The organism is Sphingomonas panacis (assembly GCF_001717955.1).
GTDB classification, from domain to species: Bacteria; Pseudomonadota; Alphaproteobacteria; order Sphingomonadales; family Sphingomonadaceae; genus Sphingomonas; species Sphingomonas panacis.
Genome location: NZ_CP014168.1, coordinates 214,128 through 226,525, shown reverse-complemented (window position 1 = coordinate 226,525; position 12,398 = coordinate 214,128). Strand labels below are relative to the sequence as shown.

The following is a 12,398-nucleotide window of genomic DNA, read 5'->3' as shown; positions in this document are numbered from 1 at the left end:
GCGTAAACGTGAATGCCGAAGCGCCGGTGGCGTGGCGCGGTGGCTCTTTGTGTTCGCGTGCCTCGCGCTGTCGGCGTGCGGCAGCAGCAAGCCGCCACCGCGCCCGCGCGGATCGCAGCCGATCACGCTCGCGATCCCGACCAGCCGCGAGACTCAGGCGTGCTACACCGATCTGTCGCGCGAGGATGTGCGGTTCAGCCCGCTCGCGGAGCGCGATTACGGCGGCGGCTGTCGCGTTGCCGGCGCGGTGCAATTGATCGACATTGGCGTGCCCGTCACCAATTTGACCGCGATGCGCTGCGGCCTCGCGCGCAGCTTCGCCGGCTGGGTGCGCCATGCGGCGGTGCCGGCGGCGCGCCAGATGCTCGGCAGCGATCTGGTGCGGGTCGAGAGCATGGGCACCTACGCCTGCCGCAACACGATCGGCACGGCGCGCGCGATGCTGTCGGGCCATGCGATCGCCAACGCGGTCGATATCGGCGCGTTCGTGCTGGAGGACGGGCGGCGGATCAGCGTGCTGAACGGCTGGCAATCGTCCGATCCACGGGTCCGCGCGTTCCTGCGCACGGTCCACGATTCGGCGTGCAAGCGGTTCGGCACGGTGCTCAGCCCCGATTACAACGCGGTGCATCACAATCACCTCCACCTGGAGGACGATCACAAGAGCTTCTGCCGGTAAACGCAAACCCGTTCGTGCTGAGCGAAGTCGAAGCACGTGTCCCAAGCGCCGCGCTGCGAACGGTGAGAGGATCGTCCTCCCCCGGGGTTCAATCCCGCGCCACAATACCCTACATAACGTCGAATGAGTGATCCCCATGTACCGTCGCGCGTTTTTCCGCGCGCTCGCCAGGATGCCGAAAAAGCCAAGACCGGCGTCAGCACCCCGCAAACCAAAACCCCCGCATATCGCCTCGCTTTTCAGGACATGGATTTCCTGCTGCGCGAGGATCTGCGCCCGGTGCGGTTCCAGCTCGAGCTGCTCAAGCCCGAGCTGATCCTCGAGGAAGCCAATATCGCCTCGACCTTCGTGTTCTACGGTTCAGCGCGAATCCCCGAGCCGGCCAAGGCGCAGGCGATGCTCGATCTCGCGCAGGGCGACGAAGCCCGGCTGATCGCCGAGCGGCTGGTCGCCAAATCGCATTATTACGATGTCGCGCGTGAGCTCGCCGGCCTCGCCAGCCGCTTCCCCAACGATGACGAGGGCAAGCGCCACTTCGTCGTCTGCTCGGGCGGCGGCCCCTCGATCATGGAAGCGGCCAACCGCGGCGCGGCCGAGGCGGGGCACGAATCGATCGGCCTCAACATCGTGCTGCCGCACGAGCAGGCGCCCAATCCGTATGTCACCCCGTCGCTGTCGATGCAGTTCCACTATTTCGCGCTGCGCAAGATGCACTTCCTGCTCCACGCGCGCGCGCTGGCGGCGTTCCCCGGTGGGTTCGGCACGTTCGACGAACTGTTCGAGCTGCTCACCTTGATCCAGACCGGCAAGATTTCGCCGATCCCGGTGCTGCTCTACGGCCGCGATTTCTGGACGCGTGTCGTCAATTTCGACGCGCTCGTCGAGGAAGGCGTGGTCTCGCGCCGCGATCTCAACATCTTCAAGTTCGTCGAGACCGCGCAGGAAGGCTGGGACGTGGTCCGCGACTTCTACCGCGACGCCGATCCGGCGGTGTTCCCGGCAGAGTAACCCGCCGCCGGGCGATCCCATCAAGCCGTTCGCACTGAGCCTGTCGAAGGGCGTGTCCCGAGCTCAGCGCTGGCGGCACGTCCTTGGACATGCTCAGGACGAACATTGTGGAGCGTCGTCGGCTCAACCCACAACCGTTCGTGTCGAGCGAAGTCGAGGCACCTGCGCTCCGGGCAGCCCCTCGACTTCGCTCGGGGCGAACGGATAGGGGTTACTTCCCCGCCGGCGCCGCCACGTTCGCCGGCGTGGCGACGTTGGACAAGCCCTCGGCGCTCGGCTTGGCTTCCTCGCCAGGCGCGGCGGGGGCGGCTCCCGGCGGCGCCTTGGCGTCGGTCGCGGTCGGCGCGCCGGCTTGCGGGGCGGGGAGCGGCAGGTTCGAACCCTGCTGGTTGAGGTAGAGGATCACGTCGGCGCGATCCTTGCCCGCCGAAAGCCCCGCGAAGGTCATCTTGGTGCCCGGCACATATTTGCGCGGGCTGGCGAGCCACTGGTTGAGCGAATCGAAATCCCAGGTGCCGCCCTTGCCTTTCAGCGCGTCGGAGAAGGCGAAGCCCGCCTTGCCCTGGCCCTTGGCTTCGCCGACCGTGCCCCACAGGTTCGGGCCGATCCCGTTGGCGCCGCCCTGGTTGACCGTGTGGCAGGCCGCGCATTTCTTGAACACCTCGGCACCATGCGCGGCGTCGGCCTTGGCGAGCAGGTTGGCGATCGGCTCCTCGGCCGCGGCGCCACTGGCCTCGGTGGAAACACCCTCGACCGGATAGCCGGCCTTCTCGGGTTTTTCGGCGGAAAACAAGGTCGTGCCCGCGATGGTGAGCGCCAAAGCGGCGGCACATGCGCCCAGCGTCCAACCCGCGATCGTGTTTGTACGGCTGTCCATCGTTGCGTGGCCCCTCTCCGGTATTATCCCACCCTTAGATTCGCCGGCACGCCACGGCAAGCCAAGCTTGTGTGCGAAGGGCACCATCGTTAGGGCCTCGCCGATCATGGAAAACTTCGCAGCACCCGCGCGGCCGATCGTCGCGCGCATGATCGAACAAGCCGCCGCCGCCCCGCACCGTGCGGTCGCGTTTCAGGGCGCGCCCGGCGCAAACTCGCACATCGCCGCGCTGGAGGCGTTCCCGGACTGTCTGCCGCTGCCCTGTTTCGATTTCTCCGACGCGATCGACGCGGTGCGTGACGGCCTCGCCGATTGCGCGATCATCCCGATCGAGAATTCGCTCCACGGCCGCGTCGCCGACATTCACTTCCTGCTCCCCGAATCGGGGCTGACCATCACCGGCGAGCATTTCCTGCCGATCCGCTACGCGCTGATGGGGCTGGGGCCGGTGAGCGGCGTGCGCGATGCGATGAGCCACCCGCAGGCGCTCGGCCAGTGCCGCCACTGGCTGCGCGAGCACGGCATCGCGCCGGTCAGCTATCCCGACACCGCCGGCGCCGCTGCGATGGTGGTCGAACTCGGTGATCCCGCCACCGCCGCGCTCGCGCCGCCGGGTGCGGCGAAGATCTACGGTCTGGAAACGCTGGCGAGCGACATCGCCGATGCCGATCACAACACCACCCGCTTCGTCGTGCTGGCGCGCGCGGGGCATCCGCCGGTCGGCGAGGGGCCGTTCATGACGACGCTGATCTTCAAGGTGAAGAACGTCCCCGCCGCGCTCTACAAGGCGATGGGCGGGTTCGCGACCAACGGCGTCAACATGACCAAGCTCGAAAGCTACCAGCAGGGCGGCACCTTCGCCGCCACCGAGTTTTATTGCGACATCGAAGGCCGCCCCGGCGACGAAAACGTCGATCGCGCGCTGGAGGAACTCGGCTTCCACTCGAAATCCATGCGCGTGCTGGGGGCATATCCGAGGGCGCGGGCGCGGGGGTAAGCCTGCCGCATCCACAGCGGAGAACGGCATTCCCAACCGTTCGTGTCGAGCGAAGTCGAGACACCTGGGCTCCGGGCTATCCCTCGACTTAGCTCGGTACGAACGGGGAGGGTTCAGGCGTCCTCTGCCCAAGCCCGCAACAGCGTGTTGGCGATCGCATAGGCCGGCGGCGGCAGGAACGCGCCCGGCTCGCCCGCCAGCACCCGGCGCACCTCGTCGCGCGACACCCACATCGCGTCCTCAAGCTCGTTGGTGTCGATCGTGAGGCGATCGTCATCGGCATAGCCAACGCAGGCGATCATCAGCGAGGACGGGAACGGCCACGGCTGGCTGGCGATGTAGCGCACGTCGCGCACCCGCACGCCGGCTTCCTCCGCGATTTCGCGCGCGACCGCTTCCTCGATGCTCTCGCCGGGTTCGAGGAACCCCGCCAGCGCCGAATAGCGCCCCGGCGGAAACGCCGGCTGGCGCCCGAGCAAGGCGCGCCCGTCATGTTCGGCGATCATGATGACGACCGGATCGACGCGCGGGAAATGCTCGGCGTGGCAATTGGGGCATTTGCGTGCCCAGCCGGCGCGGAACATCGCGGTCGGCGCGCCGCAATTGGCGCAGAAGCGGTGGCGGGCATGCCAGTCGAGCACGCTGCGCGCCGCCGCATAGGTCGCCGCCTCGCCCGGCGCGAACTGGCCGATCAAGTCCATCAGCCGCGCCGATCGCCGGGCAGGCGCCGCGCCGGTCGCCGAGAAGGCGGCGAAATGCGGCGCGCCGTCGCCAAGCCCGAGCAGCACCAGTTCGGCGTCGTCGGGGGCGTCCGCGATGCCGGTCCACACCAGCCGGCCGTCGCCATCCACATCCGGCTCGTAGCCGTCGAGCCTGAGCAGCCGCGCCGCGGGATCGCGCGCGGCGGCGGCGAAACCTTCGGGATCGTGGCGCAGCAGGTCGGACCGATCGAGCAGCCCGCCGGTGAAGCCGGGGGCGATCACCGGTAGCGCGCCAGATCGGCGCGAAGCGCCTTGGCGACATCGCTGCGGATCGGCCATTTGTCGTTGGGCAAATAATTGACCATCACCGTGCCGCGCATGTGCCGCGCCGGATCGACCCAGAAGATCGTCCCCGCCGCGCCGCCCCACGCATAGGTGCCCTTGCGTGCGCCGCCCGCCACGTCGACGAGGTTGACCGAGCCGCCCGCACCGAAGCCGACCGTCGCGGGTCCGCCCGACGTTCCGCCCGAGCCGGCCGGGGCGTCGCGATAGGTCACGCCCGGCGGCAGCAGGTTGGACATCATCAGCGCTGCCGTCTCGGGTTTGATCAGCCGCACGCCGTCCAGCGCGCCGCCGTCCTGCAACAGATGCGTGAAGCGGTCGTAATCGCGCGCCGACGTCACCAGCCCGGCGCCGCCATAGGGGAAGCTCGGCGGCTGGAGGAATACCGAGCTTGCCCCCCGGTCGAGCGGAATGCGCCCATCGCCGATCCACACATACCCGGTCGCCAGCCGCTTCGCCGCGCTCGCCGGCACGGTGAAATAGGTCGATGTCATGCCGAGCGGGGTGAAGATGCGCGTCTGCAGGAAACGGTCGAACGGCATCCCGCTCGCCACCTCGATCACGCGGCCCATCACGTCGAGGCCGATCGAATAGCTCCATTTGGTGCCCGGCTCGGCGATCAGCGGCAAGGTCGCGACCTTGTTGGCGAACTCTTCCAGCGTTTTGGGCCGGGTGAGCCGCATCTTCGCCTCGCTCTTGGCATCGGCGGTGAAGGGGGTGATGCCGGCCTTCTCATAGGCGTCGAGCAGCGGCCCGCGCGTCACGATCGTATAGCCCAGGCCAGCGGTATGCGTCAGCAGTTCGCGCACCGTGACCGGGCTGGCGGCGGGTTTGCTCGCCAGCGAATCGGGGCTGATCTGCACGCGCATGGTCTTGAACGCCGGGATGAAGTCCGACACCGGCTGGTCGAGTTTGATCTTGCCCTGTCCGATCAGCATCATCGCGGCGAGCGCGGTGATCGGCTTGGTCATCGAATAGATCCGCCACAGGCTGTCCGGGCCGGCGGCGGGGGCGGTCGTGGCGTCGTCGATCCGCCCCGCCGAGACGAACACCGTCGGCAGATCGCCCGCGCCAAACGCGCCGACGATGCCGGGCATCTTGTCGCTCTGGACGTAGGAATCGAACAGCGCCTGCGTGTTGGGCAGCGGGCTGGCATTGGTCGCGGTTGCGGGCGCGGATGGGGAGACCGGCAGCGCCTGACCGGCGAGTGCGCCGCTCACCAGCAATGCGGCCAGCGCGGCCCCGGAAGCGATCTGTCGGATCATGCGCTCACCCTTCTGATTTCAGCCGCCGCCTTGGCGAAGACGGTCGGCAGCCCGGCCGATTCGAGATCGTCGGCAGGCCACCATTCGCCGGCCACCGCATGCCCGCGCGCCTGCCCGACCGCAAGCGCGAGTTCGAGGCGGAAGTGGGTGAAGACATGCGCCACGGTGCCGGGCAGCATCTCCCAGTTCGATCGCACCGGCGCGTCCTCCAGCACCGGCGGCGCGGCGGCCCACGGACCCGTCGGCAGCGCGCGCATCCCGCCGAGCAGACCCTTGGGCGGGCGCCGCACCAGCAGCACTTGCCCCGCATCCTCCAGCCAGAAGATCGTGCCGTAGCGCTGCGGCTTGGCGGCCTTGGCGGGTTTGACCGGATAGGCCTCGGCCATGCCCGCCGCATATGCCGTGCACGCGGCGTTGAGCGGACAGGCGAGACAGGCGGGCTTGCGGGGCGTGCAGATCGCGGAGCCGAGATCCATCATCGCCTGCACGAAATCGCCGGGTCGGTCGGCGGGGGTGATCGTGTCGGTCGCGGCGCGGATCGTCTCCATCGCGCCCGGCAACGGCTGCGAAATCGCGAACAGCCGCGCCACCACCCGCGCGACATTGGCGTCGACCACCGCCGCGCGCTCCCCGAACGCGATCGCGGCGATCGCGGCGGCGGTATAGGCGCCCACGCCGGGCAGGCCGCGCAGGCCCGCCTCGGTCTCGGGAAAAGCGCCCGCCTCGGCGACGACGCGCGCGCAGGCGATCAGGTTGCGTGCGCGTGCATAATAGCCAAGCCCCGCCCATGCCGCCATCAGTTCGGCCTCGTCCGCCGCCGCCAGCGCCGCCACGCTCGGCCAGCGCGCGACGAACATTTCGAACTTGGGCCGCACCGCCGCGACCGTGGTCTGCTGGAGCATGATCTCGGACAGCCACACCCGGTATGGGTCGGCACGCGGGCGCCCCGGCGGGCTGCGCCACGGCAGCGCGCGGGCATGCGCGTCGTACCAGTCGAGCAAAGGCCGGGCGATGTTGCCCATGATGTTGGATGTAAGCTTGGCGCGCACGCCCCGGCTATGGCATGGACTGCGCGATGAGCAAACGTCGCCCTCCCGCCGAGCCGGCACCAGCGCCGCGTCGCGGCGGTGGCGCGCGTGCGGTGTCCGAACTGCTGCCCGATGCGACGCGCACGGCGTTCCGGCGTTTCGGCTTCGTGCAAAGCGCGGTGGTGACTCGCTGGGGCGAGATCGTCGGCAGCCGCTATGCCGGCGTGTCCGCGCCCGAATCGATCAAATTTCCGATGGGCGAGCGCACTGGCGGCACGCTCAACCTCGTCGTGCGCGGCGCGCATGCGACGATGATGCAGCATATCGCGCCCGAGATCGTCGAGCGCGTCAATCGCTTCTTCGGCTACGAAGCGGTCGCGCGCGTGCTGATCCGGCAGGGTGACGTGCCCGCGCCGCGCCCACGCGCAGCGCCGCCGTCGCTTAAGCCCGTGCCGGTCGAGCTCGGCGCGAGCCTGCGCACGATCGCGGACCCGGAATTGAAGGCGGTGCTGGAAGCCTTGGCGGCGGGCGTCGCCGCGACGCGCGGTGCGCCGGCGGTAGGGAAGGGTGAGGAATGATGCGTTGGCTGGCTGTTCTGCTGGTGATTCTCGGGCTGGCGGCGTCTCCCGCGCTCGCCGCACCGGACTGGACGACGGTGGCGACCAAGACCGCGAGCGGCGCCTATGTGATCGGCAACCCCAAGGCCAAGGTCAGACTGGTCGAATATCTCAGCTACACCTGCCCGCATTGCGGTGCGTTCAGCGTCGAGTCATCGGCGACGCTCAAGGGCAAGTTCGTGAAATCCGGCTCGACCAGCATCGAAGTGCGCAACGCCGTGCGGGATCGTGTCGATCTCGCCGCCGCGCAGCTCGCGCGCTGCGCCGCCCCGGCTGGCTTCTCGGGCGCGACCGATGCGATCTTCGCGCAGCAGCAGGAATGGCTGCCGCGCGCGTTCGAGTATAACCAGATCAACGCCGCGCGGCTGGCGGGCTATCCGATCGGCGCGCAGTTGAAGAAGATCGCCACCGGCGCCGGGCTCGACGCGCTGATGCGCGGGCGCGGCATGAGCGACGCCGCGATCGACGCCTGCTTCGCCGACGAGGCCGGCATCGCCGCGATCGCGACGCTGAGCGACGCATCGTGGAAGGCGATTCAGTCCACACCCTCGTTCGTGCTCAACGGCAAGCCTTATGTGTTCAAGAGCTGGCCCGATCTCGAAGCGGCGTTGCGTGCCGCCGGCGCCCACTGACCCTTTTTCTCCCAGGAGCTGACACAGAAATGTCCATGCGTTTGTCGGTCGCGATCGTCGCGGCGATCACCCTCGCCGCCTGCAAGCCCGCCGCCGATGCCGGCGGCACTGGCGCGGCGTCTGCCCCGGTCGCGGCCAAGCCCGCCCCGGCCGGTCAGAGCTGGGTCGATACCATCGCCAAGACCGAGGACGGCGGCTACCGCATGGGCAACCCCGATGCGCCGGTGAAGCTGATCGAATATGGCTCGCGCACCTGCCCGCATTGCGGCGTGTTCGATGCCGAGGGCCTGCCCAAATTGAAGGCCGGGCCGATCGCGGCGGGCAAGCTCTCCTACGAATTCCACGATTACCCGGTTCACAACCAGCTCGATCTCGGCCCGATCCTGCTCGGCCAGTGCGTCGAGCCGGCGCAGTTCTTCCCGATGCTCGACCAGATGTTCGCCAATCAGGAATCGCTGATCTACCGCAAGGACCAGATCCCCGCCGACGAACAGGCCAAGCTCAACACCGCGACGCCCGCGCAGGTCATCGCCTATCTCGCCAAATTCTACGGCTATGTCGATTTCGTGAAGCAGCGCGGCGTGCCCGAGGCCAAGGCGCAGGCATGCCTTGCCGACAGCAAGGCGCTTGAGGCGATCGCCAAGCAGACCGACGCCGCCAACCAGAAGTACAACATCACCGGCACGCCGACCTTCATCGTCAACGGCAAGGTCGTGCCCAATGCGGCGGCGTATGAGCAACTCGAACCCGCGCTGAAGGCCGCTGGCGCGCTGTAACGCACGGGGCCGGGGGGCTTAAGCGTGCAGATCAAACGGCTGCGATTGTCGGGCTTCAAGAGCTTCGTCGATCCAGCCGATCTGCGCATCGAACCCGGCCTGACCGGCATCGTCGGCCCCAACGGCTGCGGCAAATCGAACCTGCTCGAAGCGCTGCGCTGGACGATGGGCGAAACGTCGGCGCGCTCGCTGCGCGGCGCCGGCATGGAGGACGTGATCTTCGCGGGCACCTCCACCCGCCCGGCGCGCGACTTCGCCGAAGTCGCGATGCTCACCGAGATCGACGGGACCGAGACCGAGATCGTCCGCCGCATCGAGCGCGGCGCCGGCTCCGCCTATCGGATCGACGGGCGCGACGTGCGCGCCAAGGACGTGTCGCTGCTGTTCGCCGATGCCGCCACCGGCGCGCATTCGCCGGCGCTCGTCAGCCAGGGCCGGATCAGCGCGGTGATCGCCGCCAAGCCCGCCGAGCGCCGCGCCATGCTGGAGGAAGCCGCTGGCATCGCCGGGCTTCACGTCAGGCGACGCGACGCCGAGGCGCGGCTGCGCGCGACCGAAGCCAATCTCGCCAAGCTCGACGAGTTGATCTCCGATCAGGATGCGCGCGCCGCCGCGTTGCGCCGGCAAGCGCGCCAGGCCGAACGCTACCGCGCGCTGTCCGACCAGATCCGCGTCGCCGAGGCGCGGACGATCTTCGCACGTTGGCGCGAGGCGCAGGCCGCATCGGACGCCGCCAAGGCCGAGGCCACCGCATGCGAAGCGCGCGTTGCCGTCGCCGCCGAGGCGCAGCGCGCCGCCGCCGCCTACAGCACGCAGGCGACCGACACCGTCGCGCAGGCCCGTGCCACCGCGCAGGCGGCGCGCGACGCGGCAACCGAGGCCGGCCACGCGCTCGCCGGGCTTCGTGCCGATCACGCCGCCGTGCTGCGCCGGATCAAGGAGCTTGAGGACAGCAAGACTCGCCTCGCCGCCGACCGCGCCCGCGAAGGCGCGCTCGCCAGCGACGCCGCCGAGGCGATCGCCCGGCTCGCCGGGGAGGCCAAGGCCCTCGAAGCGCGGCTCGCGGCGGCGACCGCGCGGCTGCCCGAACTCGACACCGCCGTCGCCGAGGCCGAACGCGCCGGGCGCGATGCCGAGGTCGCGCTCGCGCAGGCGCTCGCCGCACAGGCGAGCGAGATCGCCGATGTCCGCGTCGCCGATGCCGCTTTGTCGGCGGCGCGTGCCCGGCTCGATCGCGCCGCGCGCGATCTCGCCCGTGTGACGGCGGAAGCCGCCGCGCTCGCCGACTCAGCGCCGCTGCTCGCCGAGCGCACGCGGGCGGGGGAGGCACGCGCGCAGGCGCTTCGCCATGCCGAGGCGGCCCGGGCCGCGCTCGCCGGCGCCGACGCCGCCGAACGCGCCGCGATCGGCGGGCGCGACCACGCCCAGTCGCAGCGCTCCGCCGCGCACGCCGAACTGGCAGCGCTCGACAGCGAGGCGGCGGCGCTCACCAAGGCGACCAGGCGTGATGGCCGCGACCGGCTGCTCGACCGGGTCCGCCCCGATCCCGGCTACGAACGCGCGCTCGCCGCAGCACTCGGCGACGATCTCGAAGCCGGGCTCGATCCGGCGGCGGAGCGGCATTGGGCGGGGGCAGGGGTTCAGCCCGGCGATCCCGCCACGCCGCCCGGCACCGCTCCGCTCGCCGCGCATGTCGCCGCGCCCGAAGCGCTCGCACGGCGCCTCGCGCAGATCTTCGTCGCGCAAGCCGATGATGGCGTCCCGCTCGCGGTCGGCCAGCGTCTCGTCACGCTCGGCGGCGCGCTGCGCCGTTGGGACGGTTATGTCGCGCGCAGCGGCGGCGCGGCGGCGGCCGAGCGGCTCGAACGGCTCAACCGCCTCCGCGCGATCGAGGATCTGCGTCCCGAACTGGTCCGCGCGGTCGAAACCGCCGATGCCGAACTGCGCCGAATCGACGCTGCGATCGGCGAGGCGCGCCGCGCCGCCGCCGACGCGCGCCGCCTGCTCGATTCATCGGACGCGACCGCGCGCGAAGCGGGCCGCGCCGAGGACCGCGCCGCCACCGCGCTCGAACGCCTCGAAGCGCAGCGCGCCGATCTCGCCACCCGCGCCGAGCGCGTGCGCGGCGAACATGCCGAATCGCGCGCCGAGGCCGATCGCACCGCCGCCGCCCGCGCCGCGCTCCCCGACGGCAGTGAAACCCGCGCGCGTGTCGCCGGCTTCTCCGCCGATGCCGACGCCAAGCGCACCGCCATCGCCACGGTTCGCGCCGAGCGCACCGGGCTCGACCGCGCGATCGGTGACGCGCGCGAACGGCTCGCCGCCGGCACCGCCGAGGCGAAGGGCTGGCGCGCGCGCGCGGGCGAGGCTGCCAAGCGGATCGCCGAAATGGACAAGCGCGCGCTCGATCTCGCCACCGAAGCCGCCACGCTCGCCGATCGCCCCACAGCCCTCGCCGCCGAGATCGCCGCGCGCGAGGCCGCGCACGCCGAAGCCCGCGCCGCCGCCGACACCGCCGCGCAAGCCGAGCGCGCCGCCGACAGCGCTTTGCGCGAAGCCGAGGCGCGCGCCAACGCCGCAGCCGAGGCACTCGCCGAGGCGCGCGAAGCCCGCGCCGGCGCCGCCGCGCGCGCCGAGAACCACGAAGCGCGCCGGGTCGAGATGAACCGCCTGTCGGGCGAGCGTTTCCAATGCCCGTCGGTGCTGCTCCCCGAACGCGTCGGCTTCGACGGCGACACGGTGCGCGCGCCGCCCGAGGAATCCGCGAACCACGATAAGCTGAACGTCGATCGCGAGCGGATCGGCCCGGTCAACCTCGTCGCCGAAACCGAACTCGCCGAACTGGAGGCGTCAAGCGCGGGCAATGCCGCCGAGCGCGAGGAACTGGGTATCGCGGTTAATCGGCTGCGCGGCTCGATCGGCACGCTCAACCGCGAGGGCCGCCAGCGGCTGCTCGCCGCGTTCGAGGCGGTCGATACGCATTTCCGGCGGCTGTTCACGACGCTCTTCAACGGCGGGCAGGCGCATCTCGAACTGGTCGATTCGGACGATCCGCTCGAAGCGGGGCTCGAAATCATGGCGCAGCCGCCGGGCAAGAAGCTGCAATCGCTCACCTTGCTGTCGGGCGGCGAGCAGGCGCTGACCGCCGTCGCGCTGATCTTCGGGCTGTTCCTCACCAACCCCGCGCCGATCTGCGTGCTCGACGAGGTCGATGCGCCGCTCGACGACGCCAATATCGAACGCTTCTGCGATCTGCTCGACGCGATGAGCCGCGAGACGCTGACGCGCTACCTGATCGTCACGCACAATGCCGTGACGATGAGCCGGATGCACCGGCTGTTCGGCGTGACGATGATCGAACAGGGGGTGAGCCGGCTGGTCTCGGTCGATCTCGGCGGCGCGGCGGGATTGCTCGCGGCATAGCGGATTACGCAGAGTTAACCCGTCCTGTGTTACGGCGCGCGGGACGGTCGTTC

Annotated in this window: 11 protein-coding genes; 7 read left to right on the top strand and 4 right to left on the bottom strand. The window is 70.1% G+C overall.

Translation table 11 applies throughout. The annotated features are described in order from the left end of the window. Nucleotides 1-31 precede the first annotated feature (31 nt). Complete coding sequence (locus J0A91_RS00905) at nucleotides 32-679, top strand: extensin family protein (RefSeq protein WP_069206907.1); 648 nt, start codon at nucleotides 32-34, stop codon at nucleotides 677-679. Between the two features lie 123 nt (nucleotides 680-802). Further along, nucleotides 803-1,687: an LOG family protein gene (locus J0A91_RS00900; protein WP_069203333.1), complete on the top strand. Its 885-nt coding sequence runs from the start codon at nucleotides 803-805 to the stop codon at nucleotides 1,685-1,687. 211 nt (nucleotides 1,688-1,898) lie between these two features. Here J0A91_RS00900 and J0A91_RS00895 read toward each other — a convergent pair whose 3' ends face one another. Continuing rightward, nucleotides 1,899-2,564 carry a c-type cytochrome gene (locus J0A91_RS00895; RefSeq protein WP_069203332.1) on the bottom strand — a complete coding sequence of 222 codons (666 nt, stop codon included), beginning with the start codon at nucleotides 2,562-2,564 and terminating at the stop codon, nucleotides 1,899-1,901. Nucleotides 2,565-2,670: 106 nt separating this feature from the next. On the opposite strand from J0A91_RS00895, the gene J0A91_RS00890 reads away from it, so the two are divergent. Continuing rightward, complete coding sequence (locus tag J0A91_RS00890; RefSeq protein ID WP_069203331.1) at nucleotides 2,671-3,561, top strand: prephenate dehydratase; 891 nt, start codon at nucleotides 2,671-2,673, stop codon at nucleotides 3,559-3,561. Between the two features lie 113 nt (nucleotides 3,562-3,674). On the opposite strand, the gene nudC is transcribed toward J0A91_RS00890, so the two are convergent. From nudC to J0A91_RS00875, 3 genes are read right to left on the bottom strand one after another with little or no spacing between them, the layout of a single operon-like run. Next, on the bottom strand, nucleotides 3,675-4,544 hold the full coding sequence (gene nudC, locus J0A91_RS00885) for an NAD(+) diphosphatase (RefSeq protein WP_069203330.1): 870 nt from the start codon (nucleotides 4,542-4,544) through the stop codon (nucleotides 3,675-3,677). After that, nucleotides 4,541-5,869, bottom strand: coding sequence for a serine hydrolase domain-containing protein (locus tag J0A91_RS00880; protein WP_069203329.1), 1,329 nt, complete (start codon nucleotides 5,867-5,869; stop codon nucleotides 4,541-4,543). Before J0A91_RS00880 ends, nudC begins: the two co-directional genes overlap by 4 nt. Next, entirely contained in the window at nucleotides 5,866-6,891 is a 1,026-nt protein-coding gene (locus J0A91_RS00875) for an A/G-specific adenine glycosylase (protein ID WP_069206906.1), read from the bottom strand. Before J0A91_RS00875 ends, J0A91_RS00880 begins: the two co-directional genes overlap by 4 nt. Nucleotides 6,892-6,932: 41 nt before the next feature. Between J0A91_RS00875 and J0A91_RS00870 the strand changes: the two genes are divergently transcribed. Genes J0A91_RS00870 through J0A91_RS00855 form a run of 4 tightly spaced genes read left to right on the top strand, consistent with a single transcriptional unit; the run spans nucleotide 6,933 to nucleotide 12,345 of the window. Then, the gene (locus tag J0A91_RS00870) at nucleotides 6,933-7,475 is read left to right on the top strand and encodes a DUF721 domain-containing protein (protein WP_069203328.1); all 543 of its coding nucleotides are present in this window, start codon (nucleotides 6,933-6,935) and stop codon (nucleotides 7,473-7,475) included. Then, nucleotides 7,472-8,146 carry a thioredoxin domain-containing protein gene (locus J0A91_RS00865; RefSeq protein WP_069203327.1) on the top strand — a complete coding sequence of 225 codons (675 nt, stop codon included), beginning with the start codon at nucleotides 7,472-7,474 and terminating at the stop codon, nucleotides 8,144-8,146. Before J0A91_RS00870 ends, J0A91_RS00865 begins: the two co-directional genes overlap by 4 nt. 29 nt (nucleotides 8,147-8,175) lie before the next feature. Then, the gene (locus J0A91_RS00860) at nucleotides 8,176-8,922 is read left to right on the top strand and encodes a DsbA family protein (protein ID WP_069203326.1); all 747 of its coding nucleotides are present in this window, start codon (nucleotides 8,176-8,178) and stop codon (nucleotides 8,920-8,922) included. A gap of 24 nt (nucleotides 8,923-8,946) precedes the next feature. After that, entirely contained in the window at nucleotides 8,947-12,345 is a 3,399-nt protein-coding gene (locus J0A91_RS00855; RefSeq protein ID WP_069203325.1) for a chromosome segregation SMC family protein, read from the top strand. The last annotated feature ends 53 nt before the right edge of the window (nucleotides 12,346-12,398 follow it).